This is a genomic window from Pseudomonas sp. S2_A05, from assembly GCF_054668485.1.
The window spans coordinates 1250637-1265357 of record NZ_CP162775.1 but is presented as its reverse complement, the minus strand read 5'-3'; the positions used below and the strand labels follow the sequence as shown (position 1 = coordinate 1265357).

General features: G+C 60.5%; 15 protein-coding genes and 2 pseudogenes. 8 read left to right on the top strand and 9 right to left on the bottom strand.

Annotated elements, in window-relative coordinates; genetic code table 11:
• Positions 1 to 24: 24 nt before the first annotated feature.
• Positions 25 to 245 (top strand): annotated as a pseudogene (locus tag AB4O12_RS05810) (helix-turn-helix domain-containing protein); the annotation flags it as partial.
• Between the two features lie 9 nt (positions 246 to 254).
• Entirely contained in the window at positions 255 to 1061 is an 807-nt protein-coding gene (locus AB4O12_RS05805) for a substrate binding domain-containing protein (protein WP_460062397.1), read from the top strand.
• Positions 1062 to 1399: 338 nt separating this feature from the next.
• On the opposite strand, the gene dctA is transcribed toward AB4O12_RS05805, so the two are convergent.
• On the bottom strand, positions 1400 to 2707 hold the full coding sequence (gene dctA / locus AB4O12_RS05800; protein ID WP_460060741.1) for a C4-dicarboxylate transporter DctA: 1308 nt from the start codon (positions 2705 to 2707) through the stop codon (positions 1400 to 1402).
• 102 nt (positions 2708 to 2809) lie between these two features.
• Entirely contained in the window at positions 2810 to 3979 is a 1170-nt protein-coding gene (locus AB4O12_RS05795) for a mandelate racemase/muconate lactonizing enzyme family protein (RefSeq protein WP_024012582.1), read from the bottom strand.
• A gap of 98 nt (positions 3980 to 4077) precedes the next feature.
• Between AB4O12_RS05795 and AB4O12_RS05790 the strand changes: the two genes are divergently transcribed.
• Complete coding sequence (locus tag AB4O12_RS05790; protein WP_056784881.1) at positions 4078 to 4953, top strand: LysR family transcriptional regulator; 876 nt, start codon at positions 4078 to 4080, stop codon at positions 4951 to 4953.
• Between the two features lie 182 nt (positions 4954 to 5135).
• On the opposite strand, the gene AB4O12_RS05785 is transcribed toward AB4O12_RS05790, so the two are convergent.
• Positions 5136 to 6104: an oxidoreductase gene (locus tag AB4O12_RS05785; protein WP_460060737.1), complete on the bottom strand. Its 969-nt coding sequence runs from the start codon at positions 6102 to 6104 to the stop codon at positions 5136 to 5138.
• 88 nt (positions 6105 to 6192) lie between these two features.
• Between AB4O12_RS05785 and AB4O12_RS05780 the strand changes: the two genes are divergently transcribed.
• Together AB4O12_RS05780 and AB4O12_RS05775 are read left to right on the top strand one after the other, a co-directional pair.
• Positions 6193 to 7113: an AraC family transcriptional regulator gene (locus AB4O12_RS05780; RefSeq protein ID WP_460060735.1), complete on the top strand. Its 921-nt coding sequence runs from the start codon at positions 6193 to 6195 to the stop codon at positions 7111 to 7113.
• A 51-nt stretch (positions 7114 to 7164) separates the two neighbouring features.
• Positions 7165 to 7617 carry a thiol-disulfide oxidoreductase DCC family protein gene (locus tag AB4O12_RS05775; RefSeq protein ID WP_056784876.1) on the top strand — a complete coding sequence of 151 codons (453 nt, stop codon included), beginning with the start codon at positions 7165 to 7167 and terminating at the stop codon, positions 7615 to 7617.
• On the opposite strand, the gene AB4O12_RS05770 is transcribed toward AB4O12_RS05775, so the two are convergent.
• Entirely contained in the window at positions 7600 to 8097 is a 498-nt protein-coding gene (locus AB4O12_RS05770) for a DUF2269 family protein (RefSeq protein WP_150635640.1), read from the bottom strand. The genes AB4O12_RS05775 and AB4O12_RS05770 overlap by 18 nt on opposite strands.
• A 1-nt stretch (position 8098) precedes the next feature.
• Positions 8099 to 9226: a saccharopine dehydrogenase family protein gene (locus tag AB4O12_RS05765; RefSeq protein WP_460060732.1), complete on the bottom strand. Its 1128-nt coding sequence runs from the start codon at positions 9224 to 9226 to the stop codon at positions 8099 to 8101.
• A gap of 171 nt (positions 9227 to 9397) precedes the next feature.
• Between AB4O12_RS05765 and AB4O12_RS05760 the strand changes: the two genes are divergently transcribed.
• Together AB4O12_RS05760 and AB4O12_RS05755 are read left to right on the top strand one after the other, a co-directional pair.
• Positions 9398 to 9613: a PLD nuclease N-terminal domain-containing protein gene (locus AB4O12_RS05760; RefSeq protein WP_041480553.1), complete on the top strand. Its 216-nt coding sequence runs from the start codon at positions 9398 to 9400 to the stop codon at positions 9611 to 9613.
• 255 nt (positions 9614 to 9868) lie between these two features.
• Positions 9869 to 10318 (top strand): annotated as a pseudogene (locus AB4O12_RS05755) (hemerythrin domain-containing protein); the annotation flags it as partial.
• A gap of 265 nt (positions 10319 to 10583) precedes the next feature.
• Here AB4O12_RS05755 and AB4O12_RS05750 read toward each other — a convergent pair.
• From AB4O12_RS05750 to AB4O12_RS05740, 3 genes are all read right to left on the bottom strand, one after another.
• Positions 10584 to 11510: a LysR family transcriptional regulator gene (locus tag AB4O12_RS05750; RefSeq protein ID WP_460060729.1), complete on the bottom strand. Its 927-nt coding sequence runs from the start codon at positions 11508 to 11510 to the stop codon at positions 10584 to 10586.
• Positions 11507 to 12481, bottom strand: a complete 975-nt coding sequence (locus AB4O12_RS05745; RefSeq protein ID WP_460060727.1) for a quinone oxidoreductase family protein — start codon at positions 12479 to 12481, stop codon at positions 11507 to 11509. The genes AB4O12_RS05750 and AB4O12_RS05745 overlap by 4 nt, the downstream gene beginning before the upstream one ends.
• A 153-nt stretch (positions 12482 to 12634) precedes the next feature.
• Positions 12635 to 13126 carry an anti-virulence regulator CigR family protein gene (locus AB4O12_RS05740; protein ID WP_460060724.1) on the bottom strand — a complete coding sequence of 164 codons (492 nt, stop codon included), beginning with the start codon at positions 13124 to 13126 and terminating at the stop codon, positions 12635 to 12637.
• A 126-nt stretch (positions 13127 to 13252) separates the two neighbouring features.
• Here AB4O12_RS05740 and AB4O12_RS05735 point away from each other — a divergent pair, with 126 nt between their 5' ends.
• The gene (locus tag AB4O12_RS05735; protein WP_081932631.1) at positions 13253 to 13411 is read left to right on the top strand and encodes a DUF2986 domain-containing protein; all 159 of its coding nucleotides are present in this window, start codon (positions 13253 to 13255) and stop codon (positions 13409 to 13411) included.
• 1 nt (position 13412) lies between these two features.
• On the opposite strand, the gene AB4O12_RS05730 is transcribed toward AB4O12_RS05735, so the two are convergent.
• Positions 13413 to 14624 carry an MFS transporter gene (locus tag AB4O12_RS05730; RefSeq protein ID WP_460060722.1) on the bottom strand — a complete coding sequence of 404 codons (1212 nt, stop codon included), beginning with the start codon at positions 14622 to 14624 and terminating at the stop codon, positions 13413 to 13415.
• Between the last annotated feature and the right edge of the window lie 97 nt (positions 14625 to 14721).

Sequence of the window (14721 nt, the reverse complement as noted above, 5' to 3'; positions counted from 1 at the left end):
GAGTTCTCCGTCTGGAACACCTGAATGGCGTTCGATGGGCAAAGACTACGTTTTGGAAGCCACATTGATAATTGGGCCAGAAGTCGCTTTACTAGTGCCATGAAGGCACAAATTGGATTGGATCGTTTAACCGGGCTCATCGCCTTTGCACGAGCGGCTTCGCTGGGCAGCTACACGGCTGCCGCTCGGGCACTGTCGGTGTCGCCGTCGGCCATCAGCAAAGCGTGCAACGGCTCGAAGAGTATTTCGGCCTGATGCTGTTTACTCGCACCACGCGCTCGCTGGTACTCACCCCGGAGGGCCGTGATCTATACGAACGGGCGCTGCGGATTCTGCGCGAAGTCGAAGACATCGATCAGGCCGCCGTTGCTTCACGCGCTGAGCCATCGGGCGTATTGAAGGTCACCGCGCCGTTGCCGATTGGACTGAATATCCTCGCGCCGGCCCTGCCGAGATTTCGCGAGCAATATCCAAAGGTGACGATCGATCTACGACTCGGCGATCAGTATGCCGACCTCATCGAACAAGGCATCGACGTCGCGGTTCGGGTTGGCAATCTTGCGGATTCGCGACTGATTTCTCGCCCGCTGGGCCCGCATCGAATCGGTGCGTTCGCATCACCGGACTATCTGCAGCGCAAGGGTACTCCGCTTACGGCCGAGGATCTCGCCGAGCATGAGTGCGTGAATTTCCGCTATCAAAGCACCGGGCAGAGTTTGCGCTGGCCGTATCTAGCCGGTGACAGACAGTTGGAACTGGCACCCGACGCGGCCTTCACCGTTGATGCCAGCGATGCGGTCGCGGCGGTGCTGGCTGCCGGCGGCGGCATCGGTATTTCGCCGCACTACGTAGCGGCGGCGTATGTTCGTCGGGGCGAACTGGTCCCGGTGCTGCCACAGTTCACCGTCGAACGCTTCGCCATTACCGCGTTGTGGCCGGAGAGCCGTCGCGGTAGCCCGAATGTCAAAGCGTTCACGGCGTTTTTGCTTGAGTTGTTCCCTGCAACGCCGCCTTGGGATGAGGTCATCCAGACGTACGTAGAGGGTTCAGGTCCGGCCTGACGGTTCATAGCGAACGTTTTGCAATCCACTGCTTGTACTGTCCGGTGCGAAAGAACATCGCCAACTGTTGTGACAGCAATCGCGCAACCTACTGTGGAAACGGGCTTGCTCGCGAAAGCGCTCTGCCGGTCGCCATCCGTGGTGACCGTTCTGGCCCCTTCGCGAGCAAGCTCGCTCCCACAGGTTTTTTGGCATGGCTGGGGATTGGTGGCGTGCCAGCACCGACTGGTTTTCGTCAGTGCGCCAATTCTCATCGTCCCGCCCCCAGTCCATAACCTTTGAACTGACTTGAAACCTGTACGCGTCGGCAGGCCAATCAAGCGCTCACGTTGCCCGAATCACTTATGCACAAGCAGCGACTTGCGCGCTGCCTTGTCCTGCTTCATGGCAGCGATTTCCCGCTCGCACGCTTCGACATCGAAGGAGTTGTCCCACTTGGCAATAGCAATGGTGCCGATGCCGTTGCCGATCAGGTTGGTCACCGCTCGCGCCTCGTTGAGGAAGCGGTCGATGCCCAACAGCAACACCAGGCCCACCAGAGGTATGGAGTGAATGGTGGTGAGCGTGGCCGCCAGGGTCACGAACCCTGCTCCCGCCACCCCGGCCGAGCCCTTGGAGGTCAGCAGGAACACGCCGAGCAGAATCATCTGATCCATGAAGGTCAGCGGCGTGTTGGTCGCCTGGGCGATGAAGATCGCTGCCATGGTCAGGTAGATGCAGGTGCCGTCCGCGTTGAAGGTGTAGCCCGTCGGCAGGACCATGCCGACCACGGATTTCTTGCAGCCGAGCTTTTCCAGTTTGACCATCATTCGCGGCAGCACCGCTTCGGTCGAACAGGTGCCCAGCGTGATCAGGATTTCATCCTTGAAATAACGCAGAAACTGCATCAGCGGCATGCCCGACCATCGCGCCACCGCGCCCAGTACCACGACGATGAAGATCAGCGTGGTGATGTACAGCGCGACCAGCAACTGCCCCAGCGACAGCAAGGTGCCGATGCCGTACTTACCGATAGTGAACGCCATGCCAGCCCCCGCGCCCAACGGCGCCAGACGCATGACCATCGCGACGATTTTGAACAGACCTTGCAGGAACAGGTCGATGGTGTTGATCAGCGGTTTGCTGGTTTCGCCCATTTGCACCAAGGCGACGCCCATCAGCACCGACAACAGAATCACCTGCAGCATGACGCCATTGGAGAAGGCGCCGAGGAAGGTATGCGGAATGATATTGAGGAAGAATTCGACGAGGCCGCCCTGCTCGCTCGCCGCCTGGCTGTACTTGTTGACAGCGCTGCCATCGAGGGTGCCGGCGTTGATGTTCATGCCGGCGCCGGGCTTGACCACGTTGACTACGATCAGGCCTACCACCAGTGCGATGGTGGAAAGAATCTCGAAGTAGATCAGCGCTTTCACACCGATGCGGCCGACCTCCTTGATGCTGCCCATCTTGGCGATACCGACCACTACCGTGCCGAAAATGATCGGCGCCGGGAGCATCTTGATCAGTTTGATGAAACCGTCGGCAAACGGTTGCAGCTTGGCGCCGATGTCCGGCACGAAGTATCCGATGGCAGCGCCGATGACGATGCCGATCAGCACTTGCACATAGAGCTGGCTGTACCAGCGTGATTTTGAAGTTTCCACGGAAGCACCTCATTTTATTGTTGTGGTGGGCATGTGGCTTTGGCGTCGAGGATGATGCCTGAAGGTGCGGCCTCGGAAATCGAGGCCGCAGATAAAACCGAATCAGCCCTCGCCCAGTTCGCGCATGACGGCATACAGCGCAGACTTGGCTTCGAAGCCGACGCCCGGAATATCCGGCAGCCCGACGTAGCCGTTTTCTACGCGGATGCCATCGGCAAAACCGCCGAAGGGCTGGAACACGTCCGGGTACGATTCGTTGCCGCCCAGGTGCAGACCAGCGGCGATGTTCAGCGACATCTGGTGACCGCCATGTGGCACCACGCGGCGCGAAGACCAACCCAGCTCTTCCATCACTTTCAGGGTGCGCATGTACTCGACGAGACCGTAGGACAGCGCGCAGTCGAATTGCAGGTAATCGCGGTCCGGGCGCATGCCGCCGTGGCGCAACAGGTTGCGGGCGTCCTGGTGAGAGAACAGGTTTTCCCCAGTGGCCATCGGCAGTTCGTAGTGATTGGCCAGCTCGGCCTGGAGCGCATAATCCAGCGGGTCGCCGACTTCTTCGTACCAGAACAGGTTGTACTTCTTGATCGCTTCGGCGTACGCGATACCGGTCTGCAGATCGAAGCGGCCGTTGGCATCGACCGCCAGGCGCTGGCCGTCGCCCACCACTTCGAGCACCGCCTCAATGCGGCGGATATCTTCGTCCAGCGGCACCGCGCCGATCTTCATCTTGACCACGTCGTAGCCACGATCCAGATAGCTCTGCATTTCGGCCTTGAGTTTGCTCTGGTCCTTGCCCGGGTAGTAATAGCCACCCGCCGCGTACACCCAGACTTTGTCATCGGCCACACCGTTGCGATAACGATCGGCAAGCAGGCGATACAGCGGCTTGCCTTCGATCTTCGCCACCGCATCCCACACCGCCATATCGATGGTGCCGACCGCTACTGAACGCTCGCCATGCCCGCCCGGTTTTTCGTTGGTCATCAGGGTTTTCCAGATGGCGAACGGATCGAGGTTATTGTTCTCGTGATCGATCAGGGTTTCCGGGTCGGCTTCAGTGATCCGCGCCAGAAAACGGTCGCGCATCAATGCGCCCTGGCCGTAGCGACCGTTAGAGTTGAAACCGTAACCGATGACCGGCTTACCATCGCGAATCACGTCGGTAATGACCGCGACGACCGAGCAGGTCATCTTCGAAAAGTCGATGTAGGCATTGGCGATCGGGGAAGCGATGGAGACGGTTTTTTCACGGATATCGACGATACGCATGACGGGTTCCTCTTGTTGTGGTGGGCCAACGTTATGCGTTGCGACGACACCCGCCCAATGCTATTAATGCCGCGCCCTATGCACAGGAGGCATTGCCCTTGGAACTGGTTTGGCTTGAGGATTTTTCAGCGCTGGCCGAATACGGCAGCTTTGTCCGGGCCGCCGAAGCGCGCCATGTGACGCAGCCGGCGTTCAGTCGCCGAGTGCGCTCGCTGGAGAACTGGATGGGCGTGGAATTGTTCGTGCGCACTCCGCAGGGCGCGACGCTGACCGAGGCCGGCAGGCAGATTTTGCCCAGCGCTCAGGAAGCGGCCAGACGCCTGTACCGCATGCGCTCCGAGGCTCAGGAAGTGGCTGGCATGGCGGCGAAAACCTTGCAGTTTGCTGCCACTCACTCGCTGTCATTCACCTTCTTCCCACGCTGGTTGCGCAGTGCCGAAAGTGGCGCGCCGATCGATGCAGTTCGCCTGCATTCCGACAGCATGGCCGTGTGCGAACAGATGCTGATTCATGGTCAGGTGCAATTTCTGTTGTGCCATCGCCACCCCGACGTTCCGCCGTTGCTGGCGCCTGATCAGTTCATTGGCAAGAAGGTCGGCGAGGACGTACTTGTGCCGCTGGCGAGTGCTTCAGCCCAGTTCGGCACGTCGCCTGAAACCCTGCCCTATCTGGCCTACACCCACGAATCCGGCCTGGGCCGAATCGTCGCCCACAGGCTACACGGCAAGGCCGATTATCTGCATTTGAAACCGCTGTTCAGCAGCCATCTGGCGGCAGTGCTGATGTCGATGGCGCTGGAAAGCAAAGGCGTCGCCTGGCTGCCGAAAAGCCTGACCGAACAGGAAATGGCCGACGGGCGCCTGGTCAGGGCGCTGGATGACAGTTGGGACATTCCACTGGAAATACACCTGACTCGCCCGACCGCACCGATCAGCCCTTCGGCGGAGGAATTCTGGGCGAAGCTGGGAGAGTAACTCTATCGAGCAGCCCCTCACCCCAGCCCTCTCCCGAGGGAGAGGGAGCCGATTTGGGTGCTGTTCAAGAACTGAGTTCGACCCGGTATTTCAGGTCGGCGAATTTCTACTAAACACCTCGGTCAGTCCCCTCTCCCTTCGGGAGAGGGTTAGGGTGAGGGGCTTTTGTCCTTTGACTCGATTTATGCCACCGTGAGCCCCGTCCATTGCTCCGAAACCGCCCAAAGTCGCTCAGCCAGCTCAGCATCCGCCGCCCATTGCGCAACGCCCTTGCGGCCCGCTTCAGGTTGATTGATCGGCGCAACATTGCAGTCTTCGCAATACACGCCACCCAAATCCGCAAGCAATGCACTGGTCGCACACCACAATCCCGTCGCGGCGCCCTGCTCCAGCGTTTTCAGACCGTTGTGGGCATCCAGCCGTGGCCGGCCCTGCTCATCCAGCGCATCGAATGCGGCAAGTTCCGCTGTGCTGAGGTGCCGTGCCAGATCCGTCAGAATCTGCCCCGGATGCAATGAGAACGCACGAACGCCATGACTGCGCCCGCGACGATCGAGCGCCATGGCGAACAAGGCATTGGCCGTTTTCGACTGACCATACGCGACCCATTTGTCATACGGCCGTTGCAGGAAATCAATGTCGTCAAAGTCGATCCCGGCAATCTGGTGCCCGCGCGATGACACTGACAGCACCCGCGCCTGTCCAGCTTTGACCAGCGCCGGCCAAAGGCCGCAGGTCAGGCGATAGTGGCCCAAGTGATTGGTCGCGAACTGGCTTTCATGGCCATCGGCATCGCGCAGCAACGGCGCGGCCATGACTCCGGCGCAGTTGATCAGCAATGACACCGGCTGACCCGCGCTGACCACGCTGTGGCTGAACGCCGCCACCGATTCAGCCTGCATGAGGTCCATGGGCAGCACGCGGACACCGTCAACACCCGCCAATGCCACCTCTGCCCGCGCCGTATCTCTGGCCGGCACGATGACTTGCGCGCCCGCCGCCGCGAGGCTTTTCACCGTCAGCAGACCCAGGCCGGAATAGCCGCCGGTGACCACAGCGAGTTGCCCGCGCAGATCGATGCCGGCCATGACTTCAGCCGCTGTGCTCGCGGCGTTGAACGGTGATTGCACAGGTTGTTGGAGCGTAGCCATGAGCCTTAATCCTGAGTGAGCTATCGAAGGCCTTCATTCTTGGCTAAGCTCTCGGGACAAACCAGTCTGATAAATCCAGGTTTCTGTCGTGATCATCCAAAATCCTGCTGGCGATCCGCTTTCTGCCGTATTGGCGCTCTCCGAGTTGCAAGCAGCCTGCTCGGTTCGCTTGCAAGCGGGAGGCGTCTGGGCGCTGCGATTTCACCCCATCGAACTGAAATTCAACGTGGTGCGACGAGGCGAATGCTGGTTGCGCATGCAGGGCTTGCCGGCGCAGTTGCTGCGGGCCGGCGACTGTTTTGTGGTGTCGCGCACGCCGTTCATTCTGGCCAGCGGCGCCGACGTCGAGGCGGTGAATGCAGCGGATGTTTTTGCCCATGACGGCGTCTCGGCGACCTTTGGCGTCGGCGAGGAAGTCGAGCTGCTGGGCGGCAGCGTGTCGCTATCGGGACCCGGCGCAACCGAACTGCTCGACGTGCTGCCGACCTCGCTGATCATTCGCGCCGAGGCCACAGGTGCCTCGTCGTTCGGTTGGCTGCTGGATGAACTGGAGCGCGAGTGGCCATCACACCAGGCCGGCTCGCAGGCGATGTGCAACGACTTGCTGCGACTGATCTTCATCCATGCGCTGCGCCATCACATCAACAGCGCGGATGCCGAACAGTTGTCCTGGCTGGGCGGGCTACGGGAACCGGCGATTGCCGGCGTCTTGCGCGCCGTTCACGCTGCCCCGGAAAAACCTTGGCGACTGACGCAAATGGCCGAGATTGCCTGCATGTCGCGCTCCGGTTTCGCCGCGCTGTTCAAGACACGCATGGGTCTGGCACCGGTCGAATACGCCACGCGCTGGCGGATGCGCGTAGCCGCGTTCCGCTTGCGCAATGGTCGGGACAATGTGGCCACTGTTGCCGCGTCACTGGGCTATCTGTCCGACGCGGCGTTTGGCGCTGCCTTCCGCCGCGTGCACGGCATATCGCCGGGCCAATACCGCCGCGATCCACTCCTGTAGGCCAATGATCGAGGTTATGATCGCGACAACCGCCGCCAAGGACATCCGCCGATGCCTGCCATGAAAACCCGCCCTACCCCCGCGCCATTGCTCAAGCCCGGCGAAACCGTGGTGCTGTTCGACGGCGTGTGCAAACTGTGCAACGGCTGGGCGCGCTTTCTGATTCGCCATGACCATCAGCGCCATGTGCGTCTGGCGACCGTGCAATCGCCCGAAGGCCAGGCCTTGCTGGCGTGGGCCGGTTTGCCCCTGGATGAGTTCGACACCATGGCGGTGATCCGCGACCGCAATTATTGGGAGCGATCAGATGCATTCCTTGAAGTGGTCGGGCAACTGCCGATGCGCTGGCAGCCGTTGAAACTGCTGCGCATCTTCCCGCGTCGTCTGCGCGACTGGGCTTACGATCGAATCGCGCTGAACCGCTATCGGCTGTTCGGCAAGTACGACACTTGCCTGCTGCCAACAGCGGATCATGAAAGCCGCTTTCTAAAAGCCCACGGTTAACCCGACCAGTTGCACCGGTGTCATCTTCGTCACCATCATCAGCACGATGACAAACATCCCGGCGAACCCGGCGATGCCCATCCAGAACCACCAGCGGTAAGTGCTTGCAAAGCGATCATCCAGAGGCAGGCCACTCTCGCCCGCGCTCAGCGCCATCTTCTGCAGACGCTTTTGCAATACCAGTACAGGCAGCCACAGTGCGCCTACGCAGAAGAAAATGATCAGCGACGTCAGCAGCCACTCACTGCTCATCGAAAGCCCGGAAAGCCGCATCAGCAGATAGCCGGTGATGACCTGCACAATCCCTGCCGGCGTGGTGATCCACGTATCGAAACGCACCACCATCCTTGCGACATGGGCGATCACTTGCGGGTTGCCGCTGCGGCTGGCGGCGATCAGGTAGAGGTAGGAACCCATGCCGAAACCGAAGAGGAAAATCGCCGCGATTACATGCAGGTACTTCAGGCAGAGATAGAGCATCTCAACGCTGCCCATCGGAGAATTGAACCGACAGGCTCAAGTTGGCCGGATCGTTGATCGCCGCCAGATATTCATCGACGCTGATTTCGCCAACACACGGCCGCGCGCCGGCCTGCGGTACATAACCCCGAGCCATTTTGCTCGCGAGGGCGACGGCGGCGCAGGTGGGGATTTCCGGGCCTTTGTCATTCAGTGCGGTGAGTTGCGCGGTCATGCTCAGCGGCTGGCCTTCGACACCGATGCCGCGAACATCGATGTACATCGCGCTTTTGCCATCACCGAAACGTTCGAACCAAGTACCCAGGCGATGCAGGCGTGCCGCCCAGCGCACATGATCGCGCACCACCCCGAAGCGCAAAGCCTGCGCCAGCAAGGCGTTGGCAACGCCGCCGAGCTTCAGGCCAGCGCCAGCCTTGAAGCGCAGCGTCTGTGCGCCATAGCGGCGAGCGAAAATATCCATGTCCGGCACATCGACATTGGCCAGCACCCGCGTGCCCAGTTGCGGCATCGTGCGCAAAGTCAGATCGAGCCAGCCCAGCACTTCGTGTACCTGGCCGTGCTTCAATTGTTTGATCGGTTTGCCGGCATAAGCGAGCACGCCTTCGACCGTGGACAGCCCCGGCATTTTTGCCGAGGAAGAAATGCCATGCTCGATCGAGTCGATTCGCGCAAAACGTGAGCGCTGCTGATCGATGATTGCCGAAGACAAGGTCGGCACCGAACTGCAACCGCTGAGCACGGCCACCCCAGCCTCTCTGGCACGGGCGTCGAGCACATCAATGCCGTCGACGAAGGTGCGGCAGTCAGCCAGATCGCAATAATTCACACCGGCGCCGATGCAGCTTTCAGCAACTGCGTAGGATTGCCCCTGAAACGGCCCGCCGGTGTGCACCACCAACTGAACATTCAACTCTCGCAACGCCGCTTGAAAACCTGCGCCCATTGCATCACCGCACCAGCCTTCGCACGGACGGCCTGATTGCGCTTGCAGCTCAGCGACCTTGCCCTGCAACTTGCGCGCATCGCGGCCCGACAACAGCAGTTCAATCTCTGGCATGAGCGCCAGATGCCGACAAACGATGCTGCCGAAATTGCCGTAACCACCGACGACCATCACCCTGAATGCCATTGCCCTGTCCCTGTTCCAGCCTAAACGTGTGGCGCAGAGGATATAGGGCGCAGCGGCGACCAGACATTTATTTTGCAACCGGGTATCACCCCGCCCGCTTGTCCAAGGCAAAAAGAATGAACCCAACGCCCCTCTCGTCGCCTAACGCACAGACCATCAGGAGCTAAGCCTATGCAAATCGAAACCGTGTGGATCGTATTGGCGGTCATTCTTGTGCTGATCGAGCTTTGGGCCATTAACCGGGTGCGTAAAAGCGAGGGGAAATCCAGTAGTAAAGGCGTGTGGATCGTGCTGATCGTGTTCGTGCCGCTGTTCGGCCTGATCGCCTGGGCGTTGGCGGGACCCAAGCATGTCGGTCGCATTTCGCCTTCCCAGGCTAACCGGTGACCCACGGGTGCAGGCCCGTCTGAAGTATCACCACAGCCCGGCTTTTGCCGGGCTTGTTATATGCAATGCCCGCCGCGCGGATTTCTTGCAGGCTGCACGAAAGCATTGTGCCTGCTTCGATGCCAGCCCTTGATTTAGAAGGGTTGCGCTTGATCGGCGAGTTGGCATGAGTCCTGCGATAGCCTCTTCCTGAATACACAGCAGCGCGAAAAAAGAACGCTGTGTTCAATCCGTGAAAAGCAGAGGCCTCAAAAAATGAATGCCATCGACCTTCTCAAAGCCGACCATGAAAAAGTAAAAGCCATCCTCAGCCAACTGAGTGAATCCACCGACCGCGCGCTGAAAAAACGCGTCGAGTTGCTGGGCAAACTGGAAATGGAAATCACCATCCACACCCGCCTCGAAGAAGAGATTCTCTACCCTGCGTTCAAGGAAGCCGGCAGCAAGGAAGAAGACATCATGTATTACGAAGCCAAGGAAGAGCACCGCACCGTGGATTCGCTGGTACTGCCTGATCTGAAAGAAACCGATCCAGGCAGCCCGGAATTTGCCGGTCGGGTCAAAGTGGTCAAGGAACTGCTGGAGCACCACATCGAGGAGGAAGAAGAGGAAATGTTCCCGAAAGCGCAGAAGCTTCTGGGTAAGGCCAAGCTCGAGGAACTGGGCGCACAGATGGAAGCCATGAAGGCGAGCCACAAAAGGAAATGGCGGCCAACAAAATCGCCGCTTGAAGTGTTGAAGACACCGAAGCCCGGCGGCAATGCCGGGCTTTTTTTGCGCGCCCAAACTGGCCCTCGCTCCCACACTGGATATACGTATGTCCGGCAATTCCTGAGCAAGCCACGAAACCTGTGGGAGCGAGCCTGCTCGCGAAGGCGTCAGGTCAGCCACATCATCTATGACTGACACTGCGCTTTCGCGAGCAGGCTCGCTCCCACAGGGTCAGTGTCGGTCTTGATGCAGGTTGTGATCAAACCGCCCAAGGTGGCGCCGGATCGAATTTCCCTTCAATCCACTCCTTGAACACCACCACCGCCGCCGCTGGAAACCGCGATGACGGCCTGACCAGATAAACGCCGCCCGCCGAATCCAGATGCCAGTCGGGCAGCACGTGAATCAACCGACCTGCCGCCAGATCGCGGCTCATCAGCCAGTCGCCGGCACCGAGTATGCCGGCGTCGGCGCGGGCGGCGGCGAGCAGGGATTCGCTGTCGCTGGCAGTCAGGTTGCCGTGGGGCGTGATGGTCTGCACCTCGTTGCCGCGATGCAGGCGCCACAGCGGGAACGACGCCAGCCCACTGAAGCGCAGGCAATTGTGCTGCAGCAGATCCTGTGGTGTCTGCGGCATGCCATGGGCCTCGATGTACGTCGGTGATGCGCAAAGAATCCGCCGATGGTCACTGAGCTTTTTTGCAATCAGCCGATTGTCCTCAAGCTCGCCGATGCGGATAGCCGCGTCGAAACCCTGCTCGATGATGTCGACCAGGCCTTCGCTGTAATCGGCGATTACCGAAACATGCGGATGAGCCTTGAGAAACTCCGGCAGCAGCGGTCCCAGCCACAAGCGCCCCATCGCCGCCGGCAACGCCAGGCGCAAGGTGCCGCGTACTTCGCTGGCGCCCTGCACCGCTTGTTGCTGCGCTTCGTTCATCAACTCGACGGCCGCGCGCAAGCGTTGTTCAAGTTGCAGGCCGGCCTCGGTGATACGCACGTGTCGCGTCGAGCGTTCCACCAACCGCACGCCCAGTCGCTTCTCCATCGCCGCGAGGCGCTTGGAAACGATGGTCGGATGACGCTGCAACAAACGCCCCGCCGCGACAAACGAGCCTTGCGCGGCGACGGCCAGGAAAGCAGCGATTTCATCGCTGTGCGGGTTGCTCAGAACATCCAGATTCATGGTTTTAGAATGATCGCCCCTGATGATCGCCCCGATTCAAGATCGGCATGCGCTTGTGCCGCGTCGGCCAATGAATACCGCGCGCGAATTTGCGGCGTGATGATACCGGCGGCCACCGCAGCCAGCACGTCTTGCGCGCGCTCCTGATATTCGGCTGTCGTGGCAGTGTGCGCGGCCAGCGATGGACGGGTCAGGAACAGCGAGCCCTTGGCGTTCAGCGTGGCTATTTCCACCGCTGCCGGCGCGCCGGTCTGCGCGCCGAACGAGACCATCAATCCGCGTGGGCGCAAGCTGTCCAGCGAGGCCTGAAAAGACACCCGACCAATCGGGTCATACACCACATCGACCTTGCGCCCCTCGGTGATACGCAACACGTCGGCGGCGAGGGTCTCGGCATCGAACACCAGTACTTCGTCACAACCGGAAGCGCGAGCCTTGTCGACACTGGCCTGCTTCGACACCACACCGATCACCGTTGCGCCAAGGTGTTTGGCCCATGGCACCATGATTTCCCCCAGACCACCCGCGACGCCGTAAAGCAGCATCGTCGTGCCCGGCCCGACCGGATAAGTCGCCTTCAGCAGATACTGCGCGGTGATGCCTTTGAACAACACCGCCGCCGCATCTTCGAACGACAACTCATCGGGGATCTTCACCAGACGCTCCGCCGGAAACAGCCGCGCCGAGGCGTAACCACCCAAGGGGCCAGTGGCATAAGCAACTCGATCGCCGACGCGGACATTGCTCACACCGGCACCGACCGCTGCCACCCGACCCGCGCCTTCCAGACCCAACCCCGAAGGCAACGCCACCGGCACTGCACCTTTGCGCTGGCTGACATCGAGGTAATTGACGCCCACCGCCGCTTGCTCCAGCCAGACCTCGCCGGCCCCGGGGGTCTGTTCGCTGACAGTGTGCAATTGCAGGACATCCGGTGCGCCCGTTGCGGTGAAGCGGATTGCATTGGCCATGGTCATCTCCATTCATTCGTTAGCCGTTGAGCTCAGTCTGAAAGCTCAGCATTCAACGAACAACCCAACCTGAATGCAGTTCATTGCTGCATCTGATGCAGCTATGCGTGAATAAAAAAGGAGCGGCAGGTGCTGCCACTCCTCTTTGCAGAATCAATCGAACGCGCCGTTGAGCACCTCGTAGATCAGCCCGGTAGCCAGCGCGACGAGGATCAGGTCGGTGCCAACCTGTTGCCATTCGTAGCCGTCATAGTGAGGCAAATGGCCGAGCAGCCGCCCGTCCAGCTTCTTGGCGATGCCCGGTGGCAGCGGTTTGCCCCGCGCCAGATTCTTTTGAATGCCCGGCGGCAGTGCTGGCCCCGGATTCCAGTATTCGCCGCGATAGCCGCCGACGATGCCGAGAATATTGCCGCGATCAATGCTCGGAGCACCGCCGCCATTGCCAGAGTGTTGCTGGCCTTTGTTGCCATTGCCCTGACCGCCCCCACCCGGTTTACCATGATCCTGCATGTTCTGCGGTTTGCCCTTGCCGTTGCCCTGGCCGCCCTGGCCCTTGCCATTGCCGGGGTCGGCCAGTGCCGTCGTGCTGCCGACTACAAGCGCGAGGCAAGACAGCGCGACAATCAATCTGCGAGCTTTTCTCATGTGCGATTCCTTCGGTTTGGGGGGCTCTTGAGTAGGGGGAATGTGCTCAGCTTAGTGGATTTCTCCTTGCTGACCACTTGGCCTTGCGTCAGGATTCCCACCCTCTCCACCCGCGATCGAAAAATCATGAATCGTCAAAAGAAGCTGCAGCAGTTGTTCAAGGAAAAAGCCAAAAAGGCCAACGCCAAACTGGCGCCGAAAAAGCCCAAGTACATCTGCAAGGCCGACCGCCTGAAGCTGGAAGCCGAAGCCGCGCAGGCTTCAGTGGAGAATACCGAGAGCTGAGTCAGGCTTTCTGCCGCGACGTCAGCCACGTCATCATCGCCGCCAGCACCAGCAATGCCGCGCTGGCGAAGAAGGTCAGCCGATAGCCACTGCCGTCGAACAGCAGACCACCGACGGTCGACCCCGAAGCGATAGACAACTGCACCACCGCCACCATCAGCCCACCGCCGGCTTCGGCATCGTCAGGCAGCGTGCGCGCCAGCCACGACCACCAGCCTACCGGCGCCGCCGTGGCGATCAATCCCCACAAGCCCAGCAACACGAACGCCGCCACCACTGAACTGCCCAGCCCGATGAGCGCCATCGCAATCATCGCCATCAATAGCGGAATCGTGATAACCACCCTGTACAGTCCTGACTTCAGCACCGAGCCGATGACCACGGTGCCGATAAACCCGGCCACACCAATGACCAGTAAAATCATCGACAGCACCGAAACATCGACCCGGGTCACGGTTTCCAGAAACGGTCGCAGGTAAGTGAACAGCACAAACTGGCCCATGAAGAACAGGCCGGCGCCGAGCATGCCGAATGCCACCCGGCGGCTTTTGAACAACGCAAAGCCGTTGGCTGCGCTGGCTTTGCGTGGCGCGGCGGGGAGCGCGGGCAAGCTGATCCATTGCCAGAGCAGCGCAATCAACGCCACCGGTATCAGGCAGAAAAACGCCCCGCGCCAGCCAATCACACTGCCGAGATAACTGCCCAGCGGCGCCGCGACCACCGTAGCCAAAGCATTGCCGCCGTTAAAAATTGCCAATGCCTTGGGCACGCTGGCGGAGGGCACCAGACGCATGGCCAACGCTGCCGACATCGACCAGAAGCCGCCAATCACCACGCCGATCAATGCGCGACCGATCATGTAAACCGTGTAGTTGGGCGCCAGGCCCACCACCAGCCCGGACGCACACATCAGCGCCGTCAACAGCAGCAACAGGCGCTTGCGATCCATCGAACCGGCAAGCCCGGTGATCGTCAGGCTGGTCAGCACCGCGAACGCGCCGGAGATGGCGATGCCGTAGCCGGCCAGGCCTTCGCTGATGTGCAAGTCCGTGGCCATGGGCGTGAGCAGACTGACCGGCATGAACTCGGAGGCGATCAGCGCGAAGACACACAGGGTCATGGCGAACACGCCGCTCCAGTACGCCGGTTGCTCGCCGGCAGTGGACACGCCCATGGGCTGGTTTGTCGGGTTGTCGATTGCTTGGGCCGTCATGCAAAAACCTGTTTGGAAGAACAAATGGTCGAGGCACTTCTGCCCCGCTACTCAGGCTGCAAAGCTTGACGGATCGGACTTAACTTGATTAGTAGCG